Source organism: Ruegeria sp. CDSC054, from assembly GCF_059610645.1.
The window spans coordinates 29,933-54,094 of record NZ_JBXWOA010000020.1 but is presented as its reverse complement, the minus strand read 5'-3'; the positions used below and the strand labels follow the sequence as shown (position 1 = coordinate 54,094).

25 protein-coding genes and 1 pseudogene are annotated in these 24,162 nt (G+C 58.5%); 9 read left to right on the top strand and 17 right to left on the bottom strand.

The genetic code is table 11. The features are described from left to right. Positions 1-367: pseudogene (locus tag AC2FGC_RS22785) on the top strand (CAP domain-containing protein); the annotation flags it as partial. Between the two features lie 60 nt (positions 368-427). On the opposite strand, the gene ppk2 reads toward AC2FGC_RS22785, so the two are convergent. Beyond that, positions 428-1,345 (bottom strand): polyphosphate kinase 2, encoded by a 918-nt coding sequence (gene ppk2, locus AC2FGC_RS22780; protein WP_496727303.1) that lies wholly within the window; start codon positions 1,343-1,345, stop codon positions 428-430. 289 nt (positions 1,346-1,634) lie between these two features. On the opposite strand from ppk2, the gene AC2FGC_RS22775 reads away from it, so the two are divergent. Beyond that, the gene (locus tag AC2FGC_RS22775) at positions 1,635-2,474 is read left to right on the top strand and encodes a CPBP family intramembrane glutamic endopeptidase (protein WP_496727302.1); all 840 of its coding nucleotides are present in this window, start codon (positions 1,635-1,637) and stop codon (positions 2,472-2,474) included. Between the two features lie 3 nt (positions 2,475-2,477). Here AC2FGC_RS22775 and AC2FGC_RS22770 read toward each other — a convergent pair whose 3' ends face one another. Next, complete coding sequence (locus AC2FGC_RS22770) at positions 2,478-2,936, bottom strand: Lrp/AsnC family transcriptional regulator (RefSeq protein ID WP_496727301.1); 459 nt, start codon at positions 2,934-2,936, stop codon at positions 2,478-2,480. 138 nt (positions 2,937-3,074) lie between these two features. On the opposite strand from AC2FGC_RS22770, the gene ald reads away from it, so the two are divergent. After that, entirely contained in the window at positions 3,075-4,193 is a 1,119-nt protein-coding gene (ald, locus tag AC2FGC_RS22765; RefSeq protein WP_058273693.1) for an alanine dehydrogenase, read from the top strand. Positions 4,194-4,388: 195 nt separating this feature from the next. On the opposite strand, the gene AC2FGC_RS22760 is transcribed toward ald, so the two are convergent. After that, positions 4,389-5,201 (bottom strand): mechanosensitive ion channel family protein, encoded by an 813-nt coding sequence (locus AC2FGC_RS22760; protein WP_496727304.1) that lies wholly within the window; start codon positions 5,199-5,201, stop codon positions 4,389-4,391. Positions 5,202-5,412: 211 nt separating this feature from the next. On the opposite strand from AC2FGC_RS22760, the gene AC2FGC_RS22755 reads away from it, so the two are divergent. Next, complete coding sequence (locus tag AC2FGC_RS22755) at positions 5,413-6,111, top strand: glutathione S-transferase family protein (RefSeq protein WP_496727299.1); 699 nt, start codon at positions 5,413-5,415, stop codon at positions 6,109-6,111. On the opposite strand, the gene AC2FGC_RS22750 is transcribed toward AC2FGC_RS22755, so the two are convergent. From AC2FGC_RS22750 to AC2FGC_RS22730, 5 genes are all read right to left on the bottom strand, one after another. After that, positions 6,092-7,699: a GMC family oxidoreductase gene (locus AC2FGC_RS22750; protein ID WP_496727297.1), complete on the bottom strand. Its 1,608-nt coding sequence runs from the start codon at positions 7,697-7,699 to the stop codon at positions 6,092-6,094. The genes AC2FGC_RS22755 and AC2FGC_RS22750 overlap by 20 nt on opposite strands. A gap of 73 nt (positions 7,700-7,772) precedes the next feature. Then, a complete protein-coding gene (locus AC2FGC_RS22745; protein ID WP_496727296.1) occupies positions 7,773-8,222 on the bottom strand; it encodes a YtoQ family protein in 450 nt (149 codons plus the stop codon). 77 nt (positions 8,223-8,299) lie between these two features. Then, a complete protein-coding gene (gene pheT, locus AC2FGC_RS22740; RefSeq protein WP_496727294.1) occupies positions 8,300-10,696 on the bottom strand; it encodes a phenylalanine--tRNA ligase subunit beta in 2,397 nt (798 codons plus the stop codon). 88 nt (positions 10,697-10,784) lie between these two features. Then, on the bottom strand, positions 10,785-11,192 hold the full coding sequence (locus AC2FGC_RS22735) for a cupin domain-containing protein (protein ID WP_496783532.1): 408 nt from the start codon (positions 11,190-11,192) through the stop codon (positions 10,785-10,787). Positions 11,193-11,257: 65 nt separating this feature from the next. After that, on the bottom strand, positions 11,258-12,052 hold the full coding sequence (locus AC2FGC_RS22730) for a CE1 family esterase (protein WP_496727292.1): 795 nt from the start codon (positions 12,050-12,052) through the stop codon (positions 11,258-11,260). A 247-nt stretch (positions 12,053-12,299) separates the two neighbouring features. Between AC2FGC_RS22730 and AC2FGC_RS22725 the strand changes: the two genes are divergently transcribed. Next, on the top strand, positions 12,300-12,698 hold the full coding sequence (locus AC2FGC_RS22725; RefSeq protein WP_496727290.1) for a hypothetical protein: 399 nt from the start codon (positions 12,300-12,302) through the stop codon (positions 12,696-12,698). A 107-nt stretch (positions 12,699-12,805) separates the two neighbouring features. On the opposite strand, the gene pheS is transcribed toward AC2FGC_RS22725, so the two are convergent. The 6 genes from pheS to AC2FGC_RS22695 all read right to left on the bottom strand — a co-directional run bounded on the left by pheS (position 12,806) and on the right by AC2FGC_RS22695 (position 18,660). Then, positions 12,806-13,879: a phenylalanine--tRNA ligase subunit alpha gene (gene pheS / locus AC2FGC_RS22720; RefSeq protein ID WP_496783528.1), complete on the bottom strand. Its 1,074-nt coding sequence runs from the start codon at positions 13,877-13,879 to the stop codon at positions 12,806-12,808. 65 nt (positions 13,880-13,944) lie between these two features. Further along, a complete protein-coding gene (locus tag AC2FGC_RS22715; RefSeq protein ID WP_496727288.1) occupies positions 13,945-15,066 on the bottom strand; it encodes a Hint domain-containing protein in 1,122 nt (373 codons plus the stop codon). A 64-nt stretch (positions 15,067-15,130) separates the two neighbouring features. After that, positions 15,131-16,501: a glutamate--cysteine ligase gene (locus AC2FGC_RS22710; RefSeq protein ID WP_058273615.1), complete on the bottom strand. Its 1,371-nt coding sequence runs from the start codon at positions 16,499-16,501 to the stop codon at positions 15,131-15,133. Positions 16,502-16,565: 64 nt separating this feature from the next. Continuing rightward, positions 16,566-17,093, bottom strand: coding sequence for a hypothetical protein (locus AC2FGC_RS22705; RefSeq protein WP_496783526.1), 528 nt, complete (start codon positions 17,091-17,093; stop codon positions 16,566-16,568). After that, positions 17,090-17,938, bottom strand: coding sequence for a GNAT family N-acetyltransferase (locus AC2FGC_RS22700; RefSeq protein ID WP_496727286.1), 849 nt, complete (start codon positions 17,936-17,938; stop codon positions 17,090-17,092). Before AC2FGC_RS22700 ends, AC2FGC_RS22705 begins: the two co-directional genes overlap by 4 nt. After that, complete coding sequence (locus AC2FGC_RS22695; protein ID WP_496727285.1) at positions 17,935-18,660, bottom strand: 16S rRNA (uracil(1498)-N(3))-methyltransferase; 726 nt, start codon at positions 18,658-18,660, stop codon at positions 17,935-17,937. Before AC2FGC_RS22695 ends, AC2FGC_RS22700 begins: the two co-directional genes overlap by 4 nt. A gap of 12 nt (positions 18,661-18,672) precedes the next feature. On the opposite strand from AC2FGC_RS22695, the gene ubiA reads away from it, so the two are divergent. The 4 genes from ubiA to AC2FGC_RS22675 all read left to right on the top strand — a co-directional run bounded on the left by ubiA (position 18,673) and on the right by AC2FGC_RS22675 (position 22,660). Further along, on the top strand, positions 18,673-19,635 hold the full coding sequence (gene ubiA / locus AC2FGC_RS22690; RefSeq protein WP_496727284.1) for a 4-hydroxybenzoate octaprenyltransferase: 963 nt from the start codon (positions 18,673-18,675) through the stop codon (positions 19,633-19,635). A 65-nt stretch (positions 19,636-19,700) separates the two neighbouring features. Further along, the gene (locus AC2FGC_RS22685) at positions 19,701-21,635 is read left to right on the top strand and encodes an OmpA family protein (protein ID WP_496727283.1); all 1,935 of its coding nucleotides are present in this window, start codon (positions 19,701-19,703) and stop codon (positions 21,633-21,635) included. A 1-nt stretch (position 21,636) separates the two neighbouring features. Further along, positions 21,637-21,957, top strand: a complete 321-nt coding sequence (locus tag AC2FGC_RS22680; protein WP_058273621.1) for a hypothetical protein — start codon at positions 21,637-21,639, stop codon at positions 21,955-21,957. A 172-nt stretch (positions 21,958-22,129) separates the two neighbouring features. Beyond that, positions 22,130-22,660 carry a hypothetical protein gene (locus tag AC2FGC_RS22675; RefSeq protein ID WP_496727282.1) on the top strand — a complete coding sequence of 177 codons (531 nt, stop codon included), beginning with the start codon at positions 22,130-22,132 and terminating at the stop codon, positions 22,658-22,660. 49 nt (positions 22,661-22,709) lie between these two features. Here the strand turns inward: AC2FGC_RS22675 and AC2FGC_RS22670 are convergent, their stop codons facing one another. Genes AC2FGC_RS22670 through pgsA form a run of 3 tightly spaced genes read right to left on the bottom strand, consistent with a single transcriptional unit; the run spans position 22,710 to position 24,075 of the window. After that, on the bottom strand, positions 22,710-23,153 hold the full coding sequence (locus AC2FGC_RS22670; protein ID WP_496727281.1) for a molybdenum cofactor biosynthesis protein MoaE: 444 nt from the start codon (positions 23,151-23,153) through the stop codon (positions 22,710-22,712). Positions 23,154-23,157: 4 nt separating this feature from the next. Further along, complete coding sequence (moaD, locus tag AC2FGC_RS22665) at positions 23,158-23,403, bottom strand: molybdopterin converting factor subunit 1 (protein ID WP_496727279.1); 246 nt, start codon at positions 23,401-23,403, stop codon at positions 23,158-23,160. A gap of 3 nt (positions 23,404-23,406) precedes the next feature. Further along, positions 23,407-24,075: a CDP-diacylglycerol--glycerol-3-phosphate 3-phosphatidyltransferase gene (pgsA, locus tag AC2FGC_RS22660; protein ID WP_496727277.1), complete on the bottom strand. Its 669-nt coding sequence runs from the start codon at positions 24,073-24,075 to the stop codon at positions 23,407-23,409. Positions 24,076-24,162 lie beyond the last annotated feature (87 nt).

Sequence of the window (24,162 nt, the reverse complement as noted above, 5' to 3'; positions counted from 1 at the left end):
GGAACCGGTGGCCGAGGTACCGGAGCCAGAAATCACCGAGCCCGAGGAACCGGTGGCCGAGGTACCGGAGCCAGAAACGCCCGGAACGGAAGAACCTGAAGAATTTGCATGTTTCGATGTGCAGGAGTTCCTGGCCGAGATCCGGGCATTCGTCCAATCGATTCAGGCGCAGTTCGACCAGTTTGATTGGAACGAAACGGACTATGCCGATGCGGAACCCGAAACCGACGATTTCGATATGGTGATGACCGGCGATGACAATCCTGCGGACGATGTTGAGACATGCTCTGACATGACCGGAGACAATTCAGGTGATGTCTTTGTGTTCAACTATTATGATTTCGACTGCATGATGGACGCCGCTTAACGGGTCCCAGGGTGCGGGGCGGGGGCGACCCTGCCTCGCACCAATTTCTACTTCAATAGTTCAATAGACCTTTGGGACATACAGATCGTCCGGCAGAACCCGGCGTTCGTATTCCGGGTTGTACTTTCGATCCGGCAGGTCGACTTTTTCCTGCGGAACATCCGAATACGGGATCTTGGTCAGCAGGTGTTCGATACAATTCAGGCGCTCGCGCTTTTTGTCATTGCCTTCGACGATGTACCAGGGCGCTTCGGGTATGTTCGTGCGGAACAACATATCCTCTTTGGCCTTGGTGTAGGATTCCCACCGAATGCGCGATTCCAGATCCATCGGCGACAGCTTCCACTGCTTCATCGGATCGTGAATGCGCATCAGGAATCGCAACTGCTGTTCTTCATCAGTGATCGAGAACCAATATTTCAGCAGGATGATCCCCGACCGCACCAGCATCCGTTCGAATTCGGGAACGTCCTGAAAGAACTGTTCGACCTGATCTTCGCTGGCAAAACCCATGACCCGTTCGACACCGGCCCTGTTATACCAGGACCGGTCGAACAGAACGATTTCGCCAGCTGCGGGCAGGTGCGGCACGTAGCGTTGGAAATACCACTGGCTTTGTTCCCTGCGACTCGGTGCAGGCAAGGCAACCACACGCGCAACACGCGGGTTCAGGCGCTGGGTAATCCGCTTGATTACCCCCCCTTTACCGGCACTGTCGCGACCTTCGAACAGGATGCACACTTTGGCGCCGGTATGTTGAACCCAATCCTGCACTCTGATCAGTTCGGCCTGCAATCGCAGCAGGTTCTGGAAATAGACCTTGCGGTCCAACATGTCGGGATGCTGTTCCTTGTAGATCTTGCGAACTTCCATCGACAGCATCGGCTCACTGAATTCGATTTCGAAATCTTCGTCCAACGAGTCTTCGAGCTCGGCTTCCAGCCAGTCTTTTGGGGCGTCATTGTGTTGGTAAGCCAAGATCTGCTCCTTATCAGTCAACGGGTTCCGACCATACCCAGAGAGTGTGACCGCCTGATGTCATCAGAAATAATTGATGAACGCCCCGCGCCGGTTCAATATCAAGTTGGTGCGGTGCCGTAAAACAGGCAGATGTACGGTCATCCCTATAATTGAACCGACCTGCGCCTGGATACAAGCGTCTGATTTGACGCAACGCCGACAGTAAGGCACAGGCCGACCCTTACACGGCCTTGCCATTTGGGGGTGTCCGACGGCATCAATACGCACCTGAATACGAGAGAGAGCCGTGGCGCATTTTGTATCCCTCCTGCCATTGATATGGCCCTGGTTCATACTGATCGCCGGCATGGTCAGTGCGGCCTCGGGCCGGCGGCAACTTGGCCTGACGCTGCTGTTGGTGTTTGGTCTTGCCGCCCTCGCCATTGGGCTGGTCACGCCTTTGGCTGTTGGAATTGTTGCAGCCGGATTGCTGGGTGCTGCGGCCCTGAACCATCTCACAGGCACCGGCGCGGCGGTTGGCCACGTCATGTTGATTGGCTGGTGTCTTGGATTGGGCGCGCATCTGGTGCCCGGATTTCAAAACCTGCTGGTACTGGACCGGGTCTATGCCGGGCCCGACAGTTCGGCGTTTTCAATGTACCTGAATCTGGACAAGCCAATGGTGCTGTTCGCGGTTCTGTTGGCGTGGCCGGGACTGACCAATTCAGCGAGACCTGTCCGGAGAACACCGTTGCTGGTGGGCCTTGCGGCCTTACCCGCCCTCTTCGCCGTTGGACTGGCCGCGCAGGCCATCCGGCCAGAGGTCAGCCTGCCACCTTGGTGGATTGTGTTCGCACTCTCGAATCTGTTTCTGACCTGCTTGACGGAAGAGGCCTTTTTCCGTGGGTATCTGCAGTCGCTTATTGCGTCCAAACTAGGTGCAGCACTTGGTGTGACTCTGGCCAGCCTTCTGTTTGGTTTGGCGCATTTTGCCGGGGGTCCGGCCCTAGTCGCTTATGCCGCGATTCTTGGCGCGGCCTGTGGTTTGGGATTTTATGCGACCGGTCGGTTGTGGGTGCCCGTCATAATGCATTTCGGCTTCAATGCCATGCATCTGATCCTGTTCACCTACCCGGCCCCAGCCTGACGGTCACACCGGCAAGGCCGTCGTCTTGAACACAGTACGCAAAGCAAATGAGCTTTGCATTTGCGCCACGCCGGGCAAGCGCGAAAGGTACTGACGGTGAATTCGGGCGAAATCCTCGGTGTTCTCGGCGACAACCTTCAGAATATAGTCCGCCGTCCCCGCCATGAGATGACACTCCAGAACGTCGGGAATACGCGCCACTGCTTTTTCGAACGCATCCAAAAGCTCTTCGGCCTGGCCCTGCAAGGTGATCTCGACAAACACGGTGGTCGGGACGTTCATCTTGCGTGCATCCAGCAATGCCACATAGTTTCGAATGTACCCGTCGGCTTCAAGCCGTTGGACACGCCGGTGACATGCCGACGGCGACAGATTCACCTGATCTGACAGCTCGGCATTCGACATCCTGCCGTTTCTCTGCAGGGCGGCCAGAATCTTTCTATCGGTCGTGTCGAGGCTCATACGCGCAAATCCTTTGCAAGATATTCCAATAGTACCGAAGATTCTCGCAAAGAAAACCAAAATGACGGGCAGAGTTTCACAGAAATTGCATCCCAAATTGCACATAATTTGGGCAGTTTATGAATGGAGGAGCGAGAAATGAAAATCGGTTGCCCCAAGGAAATCAAACCCCAGGAATTCCGTGTTGGCATGACCCCCAACGCTGCGCAAGAAGCTGTTGCGCGCGGCCACGAGGTCATCATTGAAACCAATGCCGGCATGGGTTCTGGCTTTGACAACGACTCTTATGTCGCTGCAGGCGCTCGCATTGTCGACACCGCCGAAGAAGTTTTTGCGACCGCAGACATGATCGTAAAGGTCAAGGAACCTCAGGCGGTTGAGCGCAAGATGCTGCGTGAAGGCCAGCTGCTGTTCACCTACCTGCACCTGGCACCTGATCCAGACCAGACCCACGACCTGCTGGCGTCGGGCTGCACCGCGATTGCCTATGAAACCGTAACTGACCGCAACGGCGGCCTGCCGCTGCTGGCGCCGATGTCCGAAGTTGCTGGTCGTCTGGCACCTCAGGTCGGTTCGTGGACCCTGCAAAAGGCCAATGGCGGCCGCGGTGTTCTGATGGGTGGCGTTCCCGGTGTTGGCCCAGCCAAAGTCATCGTGATCGGCGGCGGCGTTGTTGGCACGCACGCAGCCAAGATCGCGGCCGGCATGGGCGCTGATGTCACCGTTCTGGACCGGTCTCTGCCACGCCTGCGTTACCTCGACGACGTCTTCGGCGGCACATTCAAAAGCCAGTACTCGACAGCCGGAGCAACGGCCGAGCTGATCCAGGATGCCGACATGGTCATCGGTGCTGTTCTGATCCCGGGCGCTGCGGCACCCAAGCTGATCTCGCGTGCGCAGCTGTCCACCATGAAACCCGGTGCGGTTCTGGTTGACGTTGCCATCGACCAGGGCGGCTGCTTTGAAACCTCCAAAGCGACCACCCATGCTGACCCGATCTACGAAGTTGACGGCGTCATGCACTACTGCGTTGCCAACATGCCGGGCGCGGTTGCGCGGACTTCGACCATCGCATTGGGTAACGCGACCATGCCGTTCCTGCTGGCACTGGCTGGTAAAGGCTGGAAGAAAGCATGTCAGGACGACCCGCATTTGCTGGCAGGTCTGAACGTCCATGCCGGTCAGCTGACTTACGAAGCTGTTGGTACGGCGCTGGGTCTGGACGTTGTCTCGCCTGAGGCAATCGTCAACGCCTGAAGCACTCCCGCCCCTGAAAGTAGCCGCTGAAGCGGCTGCTTTACAGCGTTGGGCATAGCGGCGCGCCTCTGGCGCGCCGCTTTTCGTTTGTAGCCACGATCCTGGCTTCCAAAAAAGAAACGCCGCGCTGAAAGCGCGGCGCCGTGCCCAACCGGAGGAGGGCATTTCCAATGCCCACGCGACGGGCGGGAGCCTTTACCCTTCCTTGTGGATTTCCACCGAATGCGGGTAGGGAATCGAAACACCTTTGGCGTCAAAGGCTTCCTTGACGGCTTTGGTCAGGTCGAACTTCACATCCCAATAATCCGCCGCCGCGCACCACAGGCGCGCTGTCAGGTCAACCGAGCTGTCGCCCAGATTGGTCACGCGCACCCACGGTTCCGGGTCATCCATGATGCGCTCATCAGCCTTCGCGACATCCAGAATGATCTTCATTGCCTCATCCGCACTGTCGCCATAGTCGATGCCGAACACCAGATCGACGCGGCGCGTTTCATGGGCCGAGTAGTTCGTGATGATCGATCCCCAGGATTGTCCGTTGGGAACGATGATCTGCACGTTATCCGGCGTCACCAGCTCGGTCGTGAACAGGTTCAGATCCTTAACAGTGCCTGCGGTGCCGCCGATATCGACATACTGACCTAGCTTGTAAGGGCGGAAGACAACCAGCATGACACCGGCAGCAAGATCGCTCAGAGTTCCTTGAAGGGCCAAACCAATGGCCAGAGAAGCAGCACCCAAAATGGCGACGATGCTTGTCGCCTGAATGCCAAAGATGCCCAGCACTGCAACCAGTACCATGGCCAATATGACCCATTTCACCAGACTGGCGACGAAATTCCCAAGCGTCTGATCAATATGCGGTGTCGCATTGATCCTGCGCCGGACTACACCGGCAATGGCGCCAGCAATGATCCATCCAAGGATCAGTACGACCAGCGCTTTGACTGCGCTTATGATCAGCGGGGCAAAGGCACCCACCTGTGTTACGACATCATCCACGCGCATCTCCTTTTGATTCACGGCAAACCCGCGTCTCTCAGCGCGGGATTGGCGGAATAGTGATCCATAAGCGCGCGTCGGTCTAGGTGTGAGATACGCAGGTTTTCCCCGTTGTTCTCACGCACACAGTCCCTGACCTTGTATGCACAGCCCGGATACTGGCAAGACTGGGCAGGTGTACCTAACTATTGCTGGCAACCCATGACAGGAGCCCCCCATGCTGGACACCGCCTCTCACCCGATAACAGCCCGCTGGCCTGCGCAGTTTCCCGACAGGATTCAGCTCTATTCTTTCCCCACGCCGAACGGCGTCAAAGCGTCGATCATGCTGGAAGAAACCGGCCTGCCCTATGAAGCCCATCGGGTTACGCTTTCGGACTCGGATGTCAAAAGCCCCGAATTCCTGTCATTGAACCCCAACAACAAAATCCCGGCGATCATCGACCCGAATGGTCCGGACGGAGAATCCATTGGTCTGTTCGAAAGCGGAGCGATCCTGATATATCTCGCCGAGAAAAGCGGCAAGTTTCTGGGTCAGACCAAAGCCGACAAATATCGCGTGATCCAATGGGTGATGTTCCAGATGGGCGGCATCGGTCCGATGTTCGGGCAACTGGGCTACTTCCACAAATTCGCAGGCCGCGAGATCGAAGACCCCCGCCCGCGTGAACGCTACGTGAACGAGGCCAAGCGATTGCTGAATGTCCTGAACCAACAGCTTGAAGGCCAGGATTGGATTGCCGGAGACTATTCGATTGCCGATATCGCAATCGCGCCGTGGCTGCGCGGGCTCGAATTCTACAATGCCCACGACCTTGTTGGTTGGGAAGACCACGCCAATCTGGTGGCGTATCTCGACCGGTTCCTAGAGCGACCCGCGGTGCAAAAAGGCCTGGTTACGCCGCCCCGGGACTGATTGCTTCGGCGATCTTTTCGGCAATCATGATAGTGGGCGCATTGGTATTGCCGCCGACCAAAGTCGGCATGACCGATGCGTCGACCACCCGCAGCCCCTCGACCCCATGAACCCGACCTTCGGTATCGACAACGGCCATATCGTCGATCCCCATCTTGCAGGTGCCCACCGGGTGATAGATCGTGTCGGCACGGCTGCGGATATCAGCCTCCAAGGCCTGATCACTGTCGTCATGGGCATAGAGTCGCTTTTTGCGCCAGGGTTCCAGCGGCTCGGATTCGAGAATTGATTCCATGATACGAGCCCCGCGCTTCAACAGATCCAGATCGCGGTCATCGCTGAGATAAGCCGGGTCAATACGCGGCGCCTCTCCGGCCCGGTCCGAGGTTAGGCCCACGCTGCCCCTGCTGAACGGGCGCAACACACAGACATGGCACGAAAACCCGTGCGACAAGTGAATCTTGCGCATGTGGTCGTCAACGATTCCGACAACAAAGTGCAGCTGAAGATCCGGTTTGGAAACGGATGGATCAGATTTGAAGAACGCGCCGCCTTCGGCAAAAGGAGTCGCAAACAGCCCCTCTCCAGTGCGGCGCCAGTCCAACCCCGCCTTAGCCAGGTTCCATAGCCCGCCCGGGGTCAGCCCGATGACATCCTTACGTTTCGAATGATAGCTGAGGACATAGTCCAGATGGTCCTGCAGATTCTGACCAACGCCGGGCAAGTCGTGCAGAACGGGAATACCGTGCTGTTTCAACTCGGCCTCGGGCCCGACACCGGACAACATCAGCAATTGTGGCGAACCAAAAGCACCCCCCGAAAGGATGACTTCACGGCGAGCGCGAACCTCGACAGCCTTACCTTTCTGACGCAGCAAAACCCCGGTTGCGCGCTTTTTGTCCAAAAGGATCTTCTGAGCTTCTGCCCCTGTCATGATTGTCAGGTTCGGCCGCGATTTGACGCCCCGCAAATAGGCCGCAGCCGCCGAGCAGCGTTCACCCTTATGCGCCCCGTCGTGGAACTGCGTGACCTGATACAGGCCCGCGCCTTCCTGTGTCGGCCCGTTGAAATCCTTTGTCTTGCGAATTTGTTGCTGGCCGCAGGCCTCGACAAACGCATGAGAGATGGCACGCGGCTCAGACTGGTCCGACACCTGCAAGGGACCATCACCGCCATGGAGATCATCCGCACCGCGCGCGTTGCCCTCGGTCTTGCGGAAGTAAGGCAGGACATTCTTCCAATCCCAACCTTCGCACCCCAAATCCGCCCATTCATCATAGTCCGTGGGGTGTCCGCGCACATACAGCATCGCATTGATCGCCGACGATCCGCCCATTGCCTTTCCCCGTGGCTGAAACCCCTTCCGACCATTTAACCCGGCCTGTGGCACGGTTTGAAAAGCCCAGTTGTTTAGCTTGGGCCGCCCCGAAACCATGGCTGCCACCAGCGCCGGAGCCCGGATCACCAGATCTTCACCGGCGCCACCCGCTTCAAGCAGGCAAACGCTTGTGTCTAGATCTTCGCTCAGCCGCGCGGCCATAACACATCCGGCGGACCCACCGCCCACGATGACATAGTCGAATTCCATGAATGTCTCCCCGTACTGCCCAAACAGACGGTAGAAAGCACCCTGATTTCCCGCAAGGAAAACGTCGCGTGAGTTATTTTGGCAGCGCGCCCGTCAGAACATAGCGCAGTACATCAACGACTTGGCCCGGATGCTCGGCCACGGCCAGTGCCGCCGCATCCACCTCTTTCAACGCGTGTTGGTGATCAGGGCCGTGCAGCACAATCAGTGATTTCCCCAGCGCCGCAGCGTAACCCGCGTCAAATGCCGCATTCCACTGTTTGTATTTTTCACCGAAGCGGACCACGACTACATCGGCATCCGCGATGCCCTTGCGCGTGCGGATCGCGTTGACCATTGCGCCTTTGTGGTCGTGCCAATACTTGTTTGGCTCGCCCCCCAGAATGGCCACACCACAGTCATCGCTGGCCGCGTGATCAGTCACAGGACTGTTGAACGTGATGTCCAGACCCTGAGCGCCTTCGATGATCTGTTCCCGCCAATCGGTATGGATTTCGCCGGATAGGTAAACGTTCAGCATCATTTGCTCCTCCGCAAAAACAGAAAGGGCGCCACCGCCCCTTCATCTTTTCAAAAACTCCAGCCGGAGGCGGCCAGGCATCACCCGCGCAGAACGCCGCCAGTCGCCTTGGTGACCTTGGCGATGATTTTCTCAGCCACCGCTTCGATGTCTTTTTCCTTTAGCGTCGCATCCGTCGGCTGGAGGCGAACAGTGATGGCCAGAGATTTCTTACCCTCACCCAGGCTACCGCCGATAAACTCGTCAAAGACCCGGACGTCCTCGATCAGCGCCTTGTCAGCACCCGCTGCGGCGTTCACCAGTGTCAGCGCTTCGACGCCCTCGTCGACGACAAAGGCAAAGTCACGCTCGACCGCCTGAAGATCGCGCAATTCCAGCGCCGCTCGGGTGGCACCGGACTTACGTGGCAGAGGCACCTCCTCCGGCCAGATGGTGAAAGCCATCGCAGGGCCTTTGATATCCATCGCCTGCAACACGCGTGGGTGCAGCTCACCAAAGACGCCCAACACCTTTTTCGGGCCAAGACAGATCTTGCCGTGACGGCCAGGATGCCACCAGGCATCACCATCGCGCAGGACCTGCACTTTAGCGGGCGCACCGATTGCGGCCAGCACAGCCTCGGCATCTGCTTTGGCGTCGAACACATCGACAGGGCGCGAAGCGCCGTGCACATCCTTGGGACCGCTGCGTCCAACCAAAAGGCCAGTGATCTGGGTTTTCTGATCGCCAGGCTCACCATCGTGAAACACCGGGCCAACCTCGAACAGTGCCACGTCGGCATACCCACGCGCCTGATTGCGGGCCGCAGCTTGCAACAGACCGGGCAGCAAATCGGGGCGCATATGGCTCATCTCGGACGAGATCGGGTTTTCAAGCTGCGTCGCCTCATCCCCGCCACCGAACAACGCGGCCGAGGCCTGATCGATGAAGGTATAGCTGACACATTCGTTGTACCCCAACGCCGCACAAGTGCGACGTGCCATCGACTGACGCCGCTGCGACGGGGTCATCACCGCCTTGGGAATACCATCCGTAACACGCGGCAGCGGCTTACCCTGCAGTTTGGTCAGAGATGCAATCCGAGCGACCTCTTCCACCAGATCGGCCTCACCCATGACATCGGGACGCCAGCTGGGGACATGCGCCATCTCACCCTCAAGGCGGAAGCCCAAACGTGTCAGAGTCTGGCGCTGCTCGGCCTCGGGAATGTCCATGCCGACCAGCGACTTAACACGCTCAGCGTCCAGCTTATAGGCGCGCGAATGATCCGGCACCTTGCCAGCTTCGACCACTTTCGAGGCTTCACCACCGCAGATATCCAGGATCATCTGCGTCGCGTGTTCCAACCCTTCCAGCGTGTATTCCGGGTCCACGCCACGTTCGAACCGATAGCGCGCGTCCGAGTTGATCTTAAGCGCACGGCCGGTCAACGCGATCTGCACATGATCCCAGAACGCGCTTTCGAGGAAGACGTTCACGGTCTCTTCGGTACAGCCGGTTTCCTCACCGCCCATGATACCAGCGATGGATTCGGGACCTTTGTCGTCCGAAATCACCATCATGCCGGGCTGCAGGGTGTATTCCTTCTCATCCAACGCCACCAGCTTTTCGCCACCATTGGCACGGTGAACGCGCAGGTTGCCCTGAACCTTATCGGCGTCGAACACGTGCAGCGGACGGTTCTGGTCGAAGGTCATGTAGTTGGTGATATCGACCAACGCCGAGATCGGACGCAGACCAATTGCCTTCAACTGATCCTGCAACCATTGCGGGCTGGGGCCGTTTTTGACGCCCTTGATCAGACGACCGGTGAAATGCGGCGCGCCATCCAGCGTGTCCTCATCAATCGTCACCTTGATCGGGCTTTCGAAATCACCCGGCACCGGCACATAATCACGCTCTTTTAGCGTGCCAACACCGCGCGCAGCCAGATCGCGGGCGATCCCGGCCACGCCCAGCGCATCAGGGCGGTTCGGCGTGATCGCGATTTCGATCATCGGATCGACCTTCGCGGGTTCGTTTTCAGCCAGCCAGTCGACGAACTTGTCGCCGACTTCACCCGAAGGCAGTTCGATGATGCCGTCATGCTCGTCCGACAGCTCCAGTTCGCGCTCGGAGGCCATCATGCCAAAGCTTTCGACACCGCGGATCTTGCCGACGCTGATGGTCAGGTCCAGACCGGGGATATACATGCCGGGTTTACAGACAACGACAGTGATGCCTTCGCGCGCATTCGGCGCGCCGCAGATGATCTGCAGATCGCCCTCGTCGGTCGCGACCGTGCACACACGCAGCTTGTCGGCATCAGGATGTTTTTCCGCGTGCTTCACATAGCCCAGCGTAAAGCCTGCCAGACGGTCAGCAGGGTTCACGATCTCTTCGACTTCCAGTCCAAGATCGGTCAGCGTCTCTGCAATCTCATCTACCGACGCATCGGTGTCGAGGTGGTCTTTCAGCCAGGAAAGAGTGAATTTCATCGGTCGGTATCCGCCAGTAAATCTAGGGTCAGACCGCGTTTAACGGATATTGCGGACAGGGGAAAGAGGGTGAGGGGGGCTTGGGCGCCTACTCTTCCGCGACCGTGTTGGAAACGCCCTCTGCACCGGCAAACACAGCCAGAATCCGCGCGATATCTTCGCCTGAATTCACGCCTGCATGAGGTGAACGGAACGCCTCGACCAGCGCATCACCGGTTTTGTAGGTTTTGGTCCCGGCATCCCCGTAATCCACTGTGATTTCACCCTCCAGCATGTAAGCCGCCAATGGGGCCTCGTGCCGGTGCCAGCCGGTTTTTTGGCCGGGCTGCATGGTCACGATGGCCATGGTTATCTGCGCCTTGCCTTCGGGGTATTCCAGCGGTTCACCAATTACGGACTTATCGGTCTGCAACAGAACCTCAACCGGCGGATACGTATCGCGCGCCAGAACAGGTGTGGTTGCAAGGATCAGGGCGCATAGCAGCAAGGTTTTCATCGGGCAGTTCCATTTTCGGATCATTCCGGGCAACCAAGCTGGAAATACCTGTGCAAGTCAAATGATCAGGGATATGTCGGCTCGCGCCCCAGCAGCTCATCCAACTGCCGCCCAATCCAGCCATGCGGGATGAAATGCCCGCCCGGATGCGTATCCAGTGATACCTGCCCCCGGGCGCAATCGGTCCATTCCACCCGGCTGAGCGTCAGGATCGGCACAACGCTCCAATCCCCGCGTGGGGTGGCGGTTTCGCAGCCGAATTTCTGCCGCCACAGTGTCACCGGATAGGTCGTATCACCGCCCGGTCCAAAGGGGAAATCCATGACGGTATCGCTGGTCCCATGCACATGGCGCACCTCGGCCGGGGCCTGCGGACAGTCTTCGGTCTGGCGAATGGTGCCCGCGATGCCCAGCAAGGCGGCTGTGTCATTGCCGGACTGGCAGACATAGCGCCACGCCATCGCGCCGCCGTAGGAATAGCCCGAGACATATATGCGGTCGGGGTCAATCGGATAGCGACTAGCCACATCCTCCAGCACCCGGTCAGCGAAAGGCACATCCCCAGTGTCCGAGGTCCAGAAGTCCCAGCTTTTGCCCAACCCGTTCGGGGCCACCAACAACACGCCGCGCAGCTTCGTGGCTCCGGCGATGCGTTCGTGGTTCACCACCACCGTCCCTTGCCGCGCCCAGCCGTGAAAATGCAGCAACACCGGCAAAGGCGTTTCGCCATCCCACCCGTCAGGTTCCAACACATGATAGGAACGGTCGCCGACCTGACAGGCGGTATCGCCGTGGCAGGATTCGATTGCGATGGCTTGGGTGGCGGTCACCACGAGGAGACAGAGCAGTCGATAAATCATCTGCCGAACCCTAGCGAGGCTGCGCGCGCTGTCACGTCACAACCCCGTGCGAGATTGTGACAAGCCGTGCTGTCGCCAGCCCGTGCGGGCGGTCTGGCGATAGCGCGGCGGCCTATCGGCCTTTGTTCCGCGCTTACTTCTTGAAGCGATCTATGAGCTTTTTGGTTTTGTAGACTCGGTTTAGCCGGTCGGTGTAAATCTGGTCTCGTTTTTCCCAGACACGGTGATGCGCTAGCAAGAAAAGTCCTTGGAACGGCGTCATAGCCAGCAGGATCAACGCGTTGATCCATCCGGGAAAGAAGCTCGCGAGCCCGAAAAAGATCAAAAAAGGTCCAAATACAACGGCATAACCCACCCACCGGCGATGGCGTGCAGAAAACGCGAAGCACCAGTCGTAGTAGGTCGCAAGGTATACACCAAGTTGATACACTACCTACCACCACTTCCAAAAACCGCTGTTGCGTTTGTTAATCAGGTCTTGGGTTTTTTCTTTTTGAATCCTATCTCGCATGTGAAAAGCACCGGGCTTCAAAAACTCAAGGCCAGCAATCAGCATGCCCGGCAGAAACAAAAGCGCAGATACGACAAAAGCGATCAAGACGGCGGCCGAGTTGCTTTCCGAAACCCAAGACGTCAGCATCGGTAGAACAAAAACCGCGAGAAACGAACACAAAAGCCAAAGCAGTGGACGTTTGGAAACCCTACGTTTCCACCAATCGCGATATGCTGTTAGCCAGTCGTCCAATGATCTCTCTAACGGCTCAAACCACCATGCAGGTTCGGCATATCCAGCGCCGCAAACCCGTAATGCCGCAACCAGCGCAGGTCGCTGTCAAAGAACGCGCGCAAATCAGGAATACCGTATTTCAGCATCGCCAGACGGTCGATGCCAATGCCAAAGGCAAAACCCTGATAGACTTCGGGGTCGATACCACCGGCGGCGATCACCTTGGGGTGGACCATGCCCGAGCCCAAAATCTCCATCCAGTCGTCGCCCTCGCCGATCTTCAACTGGCCGTTGTCCCAGGAACAGCGGATATCGACCTCGGCCGACGGTTCAGTGAAGGGGAAGTGCGAGGCGCGGAAGCGCAGTTCGACATCGTCGACCTCGAAGAACGCCTTCACGAACTCTTCCAGAACCCATTTCAGGTTTGCCATCGAGATGTTCTTGTCGATGGCCAGTCCCTCGACCTGATGGAACATCGGCGTGTGGGTCTGGTCATAGTCGGCGCGGTACACACCGCCCGGGCAGATCACGCGGATAGGCGCGCCCTGTTTCTCCATCGAGCGGATCTGCACCGGCGAGGTATGGGTGCGCAGCACGTGCGGTGGGCGATTGTCGCCTTCGGTGCGGTGCATGTAGAACGTGTCCATCTCGGCCCGCGCAGGGTGATGGCCGGGGATATTCAGGGCGTCAAAGTTGTACCAGTCGTCCTCGATCCGTGGCCCTTCGGCCACCGAGAAACCCAGTTCGGCAAAGATCGCGGTCAGTTCCTCGGTCGCCTGGCTAACTGGATGGATCGACCCCTGACGGCGGGCGCGGGTCGGCAAGGTGACGTCCAACCATTCTGTGCGCAGGCGTTCGTCCAGCGCGGCATCAGCCAAAGCGGCTTTCTTGGCGGAGAGGGCCGAGTTGATCTCATCCTTTAGGGCGTTCAGCGCGGGGCCAGCGACCTGGCGTTCCTCGGGCGTCATCTTGCCCAACTCGCGCATCTTCAGCGCAACCTCGCCCTTTTTGCCGACAGCCGCGACACGGATCGCTTCGAGCGCGTTTTCGTCGCCTGCATCGGCGATCTGACCCAGATATTTTCCCTTAAGATCGTCCATGACGGTTCCCTGAATGCTGTTGAGGCTCTGCTATCACAGCAGTCCGCGAAAGCAAGAGGGACGGATCAGATCGCCCGCAGCATTGCCACTTGTGGGCCGCACCGGACCGGGCGCACGGTCGGGCCATAAGTTTGTGGCTGATCCAAAAGCTCGGGGAACAGGGCGAACAGCTCGTCTGCGGCTTCGCGATCAAGACTCGACAGGCCCTGCGCCCCGGGAAAGAAGCTTTCCGAGATCAGACCAGAGGTCGACACCAGTTGATGCCGGTCAAAGAACAGGTGGACATAGTGGACAAGGTCGCAAGGCGCGGATGTGATGGTCGTGTCATTGACCATTGATTTGGCCGCGACAAGAACCTCATCTTCTCCGAACAGCAGCTGCGCCTGCCAACCTGAGACCAGCAGGCGGTGTTGCGGCGAGACGTAAATGTCCCTTTCCGCCCCCAACGCGCCGGAACGGATACGAACGGGTGCAAAACGACCCCGTCCTGAAACAGTGCGGCCACCGGCCCAGCGAATGATGCAAGCACCATCATCCTGTGTCAGCACCAGGTCACCCGGCCCCAGAGTTTCAACCCTACGCGGACCATCCGGCGTGTCGACCAACGTGCCAGCCGCGAAACACGGTGCGCCTGAATCGCCGGGCGAGAGCGGCGCATGCACCAGTGTGTCCGGGTTGGGCTGATTGAACTGCAGGGTTGTCGTGGTTTGGTTCGGCCCAACAAGAACCGGCAGATTTTCCGAAGTTTCCCCGGCGGCCAACCCGTTTTGAGCGACGATATCCGTGGTTCCGCCACCGATATCGTAGAAATCAATGACCTCGCCCGTCGATGTATTGGTCAGCGCATAGGCTTCATAGTTGTTCGGACCCCCGCCATTGGGGTCTGTCAGCAGGATCGGAAAGAAATCTGCTGAAATTACAAAGACCTGTTCATTGTTGTCAGGGTCGATTGAAACCTGAACCGATGGGTGGGTCAGCGGAATCTCGATCCCGACCTGACCATTCGCCTGATAGAAGGACACAGTGAAATTGGCCGGATCCTCATCGGATCTCAGCGCAACCTCTAGGAACTCGGAAACGCCGCTTTGGGCGGCATAGGCATTGGAATAATGCAGTTCGCTGATACGGGCCATGACGCCATCACGCTCGGGAATATCCCGCCAAGCATAGTCGGTTGACCCCGCCACATGGCAAGGTCACATCACGTTAATTGGCAAATACTCTCCTAAAGGCAACAGACCTAAAAGACGGTCAGTAGCTGAAATCGGGATAAATCCGGGTCAGATCGCCGTTCCAGTCGCCGTTATAGTGATCCAGCAACTCGTCCGCCGGAACCTTGCCAGTTTCGATACTGTCCTTGAGCGCATTCAGGAAATGCGTTTCATCCGGTACCAACCCACCTGCACCGGGAAAGGCGCGGGATTTCAAGCCGGCTTGGGCGATCGAAACCACCTCGCCAGCCAGATCGTGCATGTTGATGTCGCCGACCTGCGCCTGCAGGCCGTCCCGGGCGGCGGCAACCCGAAGCTCTTCGCGCGTCTCGGCATCCCAGCCTTTGACCAGATCCCAAGCCGCATCCAGCGCGCCTTGATCATAGGTCAAACCGACCCAGAATGCGGGCAAGGCACACAGGCGCCGCCAGGGACCACCATCGGCCCCGCGCATCTCCATGAACTTCTTGATCCGCGCCTCGGGGAAGGCTGTGGTCAGGTGATCCGCCCAGTCAGACAACGTCGGCGTTTCGCCTGGCAAAGCAGGCAGTTTGCCTTGCAGAAAGTCACGGAAGGACTGGCCCAGCGCGTCGATATACTTGCCGTCGCGATAGACGAAATACATCGGCACATCCAAGGCGTACTCGACCCAAGCCTCGAACCCGAACCCGTCTTCGAACACAAAGGGCAGCATACCGGTGCGCGCATCATCCAGATGACGCCAGATATAGCTGCGCCAGCTTTTTTGGCCGTTTGGCTTACCCTCAAAGAACGGGGAATTGGCAAACAGTGCCGTTGCCACAGGCTGCAACGCCAGCGCGACGCGCAGTTTCTGCACCATGTCGGCCTCGGATCCAAAGTCGATATTGACCTGAACCGTACACGTCCGGCGCATCATCGACCGGCCCATGGTGCCGACTTTTTCCATGTAGTCATTCATCAGCCGGTAACGCCCCTTGGGCATCAGCGGCATTTCCTCGTGGGTCCAGATCGGGGCGGCCCCAAGGCCGATGAAACCGACACCGATCTTGTCCGCGATATCCTTCACATCGCGCAGATGCGCGTTCACCTCGTCACAGGTTTCATGAATGGTCTCAAGCGGCGCGCCTGACAATTCCAACTGCCCGCCGGGTTCCAGCGATACATTGGCGCCGTCTTTTTCCAGCCCGATCAGCTTGCCGGCCTCTTCCACCGGGGCCCAGCCATGCAAATCACGCAAACCCTGCAGGACGGCAAGAATGGAACGCTCACCCTCAAAGGGCAGCGGTTTCAGCGTGTCTTTGCAATAACCGAACTTCTCATGTTCGGTTCCGATGCGCCAATCCTGTTTGGGCTTGCAGCCCGATTCCAGATATTCGGCCAGTTGCTCATGGCGTTCGATCGGTCCGCCGCCGGACTGGGGAATGGACATGAACCGTGCTCCGATCCTGATGTGTCTGTCGTTTGGTCAGTCGTGGTCTTAAACCGCGCCAGTGTCAATGCAGCCTCAAATGGGCCGGACGCAGAGGCGTGCGTTCCCAAATAACCACAGGATGCGTCGCGCCACCGTTCAGTTCCAACAGCATTTGTTCGGTTTTCAAACCCGGAAGGGCCGAGAACACATCAAACAGCGCTTCGGCACCTTCCGCATTCACAGGAATGTGAAGCGTCGGCTGCCCCTGCTGATCCAAAATCCAATGTGCCGGGGACGATGTCGGGTCCAGCACAAGGCGCTCGATTTCACGTGTCGCAACGATGCCGCCTGTCAGCGGTCCCAGATAAGTGATCTGACCTTCATCGATTGTCACCAGACCGGGGCCACCTGCACCGGTACGGAACCGGGCGCGTTGAATGCCAATAACGGCCAGCGCCACCGAGACCGCGATCAGTACCCAGCCCAGCCAACCCAGCAATCCACCGGGTTCGCCGATCCAGCTGAGGCCGACCAACAAGACGACCCCTGCCACCAGCACTTCGCGCCAGCGCCACAGGGCCAGTTTGGCTTCGGGTCGGATGAAACTCATGCCGTGTCCTCAGGGTTTTTGAACAAAATCAGGGAATAATGGCCTGCTGGCCGGAACCCTATTGCTATATAGGCACGCGCGGCGGCATCGCTAGCGGCAAACAGAACAGCGCGGGTTGCGCCGTTGCTGTGCGCCTCGCGTAGATGTAGCGCCACTGCTAGTCGCGCGTATCCATGCCCCCGAAGATCGGGCGGCGTATAAACACCGCCAATCTGGACAACCTCTGGCAAACGCGAGTTGAACCCGGTCATTCCTACTGGCCGACCATCAATCAGCAAGGCCCGATGGGAATCGCGTTCGATATAGGCAGCGATATCTTTTTGTGCCTGAGGTTGCGCGCGTTCGGGGTCAAAGCCCATTGCTTCGATCAGATAGTCTTGCCGCCATCCCACTGTTATGGATCGGTTCAGTTCATCCGGCGGCACCAGTTTCGCGCTGGTGGCGTCCGGCATGACAAGTTGATTCAGCTCCAGCGAGAACCCCGGCTCGTCACTGTTTAGGGTTGCAGGGCGGTCTTCCCATCCCGCAAGCTGCATGATCCGACGTGCTTGAGTGGCCTCAGCCGCCAGACCGAACAACCTGCGCCCCCGGATCAGGCGAATCGCCTGCCTCAGTACGTCATCCGAGCATTCGGGGCATTGCGGCAGGACCATACCTTCATTTGTGATTCCAAAAATCGCCCTCGGACCATCACCCAATGTCCACAAGTTCAAGGCGCGCGGGTCTGAGCCGCGCAAGCCGAAGTCCCGCAGGTTCGCCAGAGGGAACATGGACGTCTGGATATGTTCGAACAGGAACCTGTCGATCTTTGGAACGTCTGCGCCTTGCGCTTCTTGCCAGTTCACACCCAGTCTCCCAGCGCCTGCTGCCACATCGTCAGCGCCGCTACGGCAGCCGTATCGGCGCGCAGGATGCGCGGGCCAAGGCTGACCACATGCGAAAAGGGCAGCGCAGCCAGCCGCGCACGCTCGCGCTCGGAAAAACCACCTTCGGGGCCGATGAGAATAGCCCAGGGTTGGTCCGTTTCATTGCCAGCCAGCCGCAGGGCCGAGCCTACCTCGGCCTCATCGCAGAACATCAGTTGCCGCCCTTTGGGCCAGCTTTCCAATACGCGATCCAATCGCTGCAGATCAGCCACCTCGGGCACAAATGTTCCACCGCATTGCTCGGTCGCCTCAACGGCGTGCGCCTGCAATCGGTCCTGACGAATGCGTTCCGAATTGGTGAATTCCGTCTGCACCGGCATGATCCGCGCCGCGCCCATTTCCGCCGCCTTTTCAACGATAAAGTCAGTGCGCGCCTTTTTGATCGGCGCGAACAGGAACCACAGGTCTGGTGGCAGTTGCAGCGGTTTGGATTGCTCAACGCAGGACAAGACGCCGCCCCGCTTGCCTGCCTCTATTACCTCGGCCAGCCACTCTCCGTCCTGCCCATTGAACAGCGCGACCCGTCCACCGACGGACAGGCGCATGACGCCAAACAGGTAATGGGCCTGCTCGCGCGTCAAAGGAACCGATTGCCCCTGACCCAGAGGGTGCTCTACATACAGTCTGATCTTTGCACTCATGAGACCTTACATATGCAAGGCAATGCTCCAACACCAGACGGTCAGGTTGCCGACGCTGTCAGCGGCAACTGGGTCGATACATATGCGCCCGCTTTCACCCGCCCCTACCTGCGCCTGAGCCGCGCTGACCGGCCCATCGGCACGTGGTTGCTGTTGATTCCCTGCTGGTGGGGATTGGCACTGGCCATCCTCAGCGACGGCACCCCGCGGTGGGAGGATCTGTGGATCGCCATCGGCTGCGCCTTCGGAGCCTTTCTGATGCGCGGTGCGGGCTGCACATGGAACGACATCACCGACCGCGAATTTGACGGTCAGGTGGAGCGCACCCGATCCCGCCCAATTCCATCGGGTCAGGTCAGCGTGCGGCAGGCAGTGATCTGGATGGGGCTACAATGCCTGCTGGCGCTGATGATTCTGTTGACCTTCAACCAGGCCGCAATTGCGATGGGCGTACTGTCGCTGTTGCCGGTGACGATCTACCCCTTTGCCAAGCGATTCACCTGGTGGCCGCAGGTGTTTCTGGGGCTGGCCTTCAACTGGGGCATCCTGCTGGCCTGGGCTGCCCACACGGGAACCGTGGGTATACCCGCAATCACGCTGTACCTAGCCGGGATCGCATGGACGCTGTTCTACGATACGATCTATGCCCATCAGGACGCCGAAGATGACGAACTGATCGGGATCAAGTCCACCGCCCGGCTGTTTGGCACCGACACTGCGCGATGGTTGAAGTATTTCCTGATGGCCACAGTGGCGCTTATGGGACTGGCAATCATCGACGCCGCGACGACCCAGACGTCAATCATGGCCCTGGTGGTGGCACTTGGCGGGCCTTGGGCGATGGGGTGGCACATGGCATGGCAATTGCGGGGGCTTGATATCGAAGACAACGCCAAACTGCTGCAATTGTTCCGCGCCAACCGTGACACCGGCCTTATTCCGCTGATCTTCCTTTGCGTCGCCTTGTTGCTCTGATTGCACCCGGGCCTAGGCCTCTGTAAGAGTTCCGAACACTCACCCGAGGAGTCGATAGTTCGCACATGCGCCTGCCTTATGTCTTCGTCGTTGCCTTTGTCTTCCTTGTGTCCGCAGGGCTGTCTCTGTTGGCGGCAAGTTTTGCCGTGACAAAAGTCGAAGAAGCCTCAGAGTTCGCCGTGCGACGTGCGCTGGACCTGAAGGGTCACGACTGGGCCGAGGTCCAATCGGACGGGCTGCGGGTCGTTCTGACCGGTACGGCTTCGGATGAGGCCACACGATTCAACGCTCTGACAGCGGCAGGGACCGAGGTCGACACCTCGCGCGTCATTGACGAAATGGAAGTCGCGCCCACGACGCAACTGGCCTCGCCACGCTTTTCAGCCGAGATTCTGCGCAATGACAGCGGAATATCGGTTATTGGCCTGATCCCGGCCAGCGAAGATCGCAACGCGCTGACAGAGAGATTGCGCAGACTGAATGACGGGCCGGTCTCAGATTTGTTGGAAACCGCCGATTATCCAAAGCCGAAAGGCTGGGACGAAGCGGTTACTTATGCGGTCGAGGCGCTGACCCGGTTGCCTCGGGCCAAAATCTCGGCCAGCCCCGGGCTTGTGAAGGTGACCGCAATTGCCGACAGTCAGCAGGAAAAAGAGCGGCTTGAGCAAGAGCTGACCCGCGCGGCACCGCCGAGCCTACGCATAGGCCTGTCCATCTCGGCACCTCGCCCGGTCATTACACCCTTCACCCTGCGTTACCTGATCGACGAAAATGGCGGGCAATTCGATGCCTGCTCGGCCCAGGACGAAAAGGCGCGGGACCGGATCGTCGCAGCCGCACAGGATGCTGGTCTGACCGGGCCTTATTCCTGCACCATCGGTCTGGGTGAACCCTCACCTCGCTGGCCCGACGCCGCCGTGTTAAGCATTCGGGCGCTGGCGGAAATCGGCCAGGGTACGGTGACTTTGTCAGATGCGGATATCACTCTGGTCGCAGCCGAAGGCACTGGTGCCGCGCTGTTTGACCAGGTGATCGGCGAACTGGAAAACGCACTGCCCGAGGTCTTTGCCCTGCATGCAGTTCTGCCGGAACCCGAAACGGAAGACCAATCCGGCCCGCCCGAATTCTCAGCAACACGAAGCCCCGAGGGTCTGGTACAAATGCGCGGCCGGCTGGGGGATGAAACCCTGCGCGACATGGTCGACAGCTATGCCCGTGCAGCCTTTGGTTACGAACACGTCCATACCGCAACCCGCGTCGCCCCTGACCTGCCCGCCGATTGGCCCATTCGCGTCCTCAGCGGGCTTGAGGCGTTGTCGCAACTGCACAATGGTGCGCTGACCGTGACACCGGACGAAGTGGTTCTGAACGGTGTCAGCCACGACCCCAAAACCCGGGCCTATATTTCGGGGCTTTTGTCGGAAAAACTGGGCGAGGCACAAGATTTCAGCCTGTCGATCACCTATCAAAAGCCACCCGAGCCCGCAGACAAGCTGCCCGACCCGGATGTTTGCGAAGAGCGCATCGCCGAGGTTCAGGCGGGTTCCAAAATCGCCTTTGAACCAGGTTCTGCCACGGTCGCCGCCGAATCGCGCGATACGGTCAATCAGATCGCCGACATCCTGCGGGAATGCGGACCCATCCGGCTGGAGATTCAGGGCCACACTGACAGCCAAGGTCGCGAAGAGATGAACCAGCAGCTCAGCCAGTCGCGTGCACAATCCATCTTAAATGAACTGCGCGCGCGGCGCGTGCCCACAGCCAGCTTTACCGCCTTGGGCTATGGTGAAACCCAGCCAATCGCCGACAATGACACCGAAATCGGGCGGGAAGAAAACAGACGCATCGAATTCCGCCTGATCCGGCCCGAATCCACCGCCGAATCTCAAACCGCGCTGGAAGCGATGGAAGACGAAACAGAGACGTCACAAGACGCAGAGCCAGAGGCCGAAGCCCCGGAAACGGATGCGGAAACCGACTCGGGCGCAGGGGACCAGTAAATTGAACAGAATCGAATTCATTATCGCGACCGCCGTCATATTGTTTGCCGCCTTTTGCATGGGGTGGTTCGCCAACTGGCTGGCCCATCGCCTGTCGCGCGTCCGCCAAAGCGACGTCGCCGATCTGGACCGCATGAGCCAGGAACTGCACGAGGCAGAAGAAACCCGCGATCAGGCGATCACCTATCTGCAGCAGCGCGAGGCCGAACTGACCAACCAGCTGACCCAGACCGAGGCCGAATTGGCAGCCGCCATGGACGGCCTGCGCGCGGCGCGGCAAGAGGCCGAAGAACTACGCGGGCGTATCAACAACGCGGATTGATCCCAGCCCCGGGCTTAATAGCTGACCCCGGTTGGGGCCGACTGCACCTTCGGCACAAATCAGCCGATCCGAGGCAATCGCCTTCAATTCCTACAACAAATTCAATATTAGGAATTGGTGCATTTTTACACATGCACATCACTGTTCACTATCCAGAAAATTGGAGTGTACTATGAATTTCAAATCATCATTAACTGCTGCTGCAACTCTAAGCATCTTCACCGGCGCCGCCGTCTGGGCGTCAAGTGACGTGATACCTTCAGAGAATGATACCTTCACCAACTGGGGCGAAGAATCCGGCTGGACCATCTTTGTGGATGACTCCCGCGGGTCCTGCCTGATCGAGCGTATGGACGAAAACCAGAACGTTGTTCAGATGGGTCTGACCAAAGACCACGAGATGGGCTATCTAGGTGTGTTCACGAAGAACGACATTGGCTTGAAGGGTAAGAAAGAAAAGATCTTCCTGTCACTCGACGGCAACGTCTACGAAGCTGAGGCGCACAAGAAGACTAAGCATCTCGCCGACGGATATACAGGCGGATACATCCTTGCGAACAACGCCCAGTTTGTGGATGACGTCATGAACAAATACGAAATGACCGTGTTTCCGAAGAAAGAGTTCGCATTCACCGTTAGTCTGGATGGTACTAAAAAAGCCATCGAAGCCGCACGGCAGTGTAACACCGAACAAAGCACCTAACTCGCTATAATAGACCCGGCACCAGATAATCCGGTGCCGGGCACAGAACCTACCACCGCGTCAGCGCATCTTCATCCTCATCCTTGGCTGCGACCCATTGCGCGCCGGATGTGGTGATTTCTTTTTTCCAGAAAGGCGCGCGGGATTTTAGGTAATCCATCAGGTATTCTGCCGCCTCAAACGCATCCTTGCGGTGCCGCGCGGCAGTAGCCACCATCATGATCCGGTCCCCGGGGGCAAGGCGCCCGTGGCGGTGGATCACCAGAACATCGCCCAACGACCAGCGCTGCTGTGCCTCTTTGGCTATTTTGGTTAGCGCGCGTTCGGTCATACCGGGGTAATGCTCGATCTCCATCACATCCAGATCACCGGATGCCAGATCGCGCACCACGCCGGTAAAGGTCACGATGGCGCCGTTGGCATCGTCTCCGGCAGCGAAGGTATTGGCTTCGGCCCCAAGATCAAATTCTTCTTCCTGAACCGCGATGCGCATGGTTTTAGCCGCCGGTCATTGGCGGGAAAAAAGCCACTTCGCGCACACCAGCAAGCGATGCGTCAAAATCGGACAGTTCCTGATCCAGAGCGACGCGCAGTGCGGACAGGTCCGCAAATGCGGCAGCATAGCGGTCTTCGCGCGCGCTCAGCTCGGCGACCAGATCGGATACGGTCGCGGCCTTGGTCTCGATCCGTTCTTTCGGCAGGCCGATCCGTTCACGCACCCAGGCAAAATACAGCACATCCATCCCTTAGCTCTCCTTCAGATGGGGCATGGCTTTACGTAGGTAGTCATAGCCGGTGATCAATGTCAGCGCCGCCGCAATCCACAGAAGCCACAACCCGATCCGGCCAGACCAGAACATCGCTTCGAGATGCCAGCGCATGTGATTTAGGTCTTCCAGTTGACCCGTCAGGACCAGATCCATTGTTTCGGCATCCATGCCAAATGTAGCCATCACAAAATAGTGTTCGAAAATCCCCTGCGAAAACAGAATGGCAATCGCCACCATCTGCGCGGTCGTTTTCCATTTCGCCAGCTTCGTGACCTTCAGCGTTCCGGCCGTATCGCCCAGATATTCCCGCAAGCCCGAGACAAACACCTCGCGGAACAGGATGACCGTCGCTGGCAGCACTAGCCATGGCGTCCAGTGCTCTGCGGAATAACCCACAAGGATCATCAGCGCGATCACCACCATCGCCTTGTCCGCAATCGGGTCCAACATGGCCCCGATCTTGGTTTCCTGTTTCCACGCGCGCGCCAGATATCCGTCAAACCAGTCGGTAATGGCTGCCGTCAGAAATAGGATCAGCGCAAACCAATCCGCGTAGGGTCTGGTGAAATACAGAAACATTACGGCCAGACCGGGCGCGGCCAGCAGGCGCAGGACGGTCAGGATATTCGGCAGGTTCCACTTCATGAAGCAGACCCTACATCGCTGACCGGGGACAGGAAAGACGGGGCGGAAAAAAACTGTACCGATCACAGAGGCTTGGTCAAAGCGCCG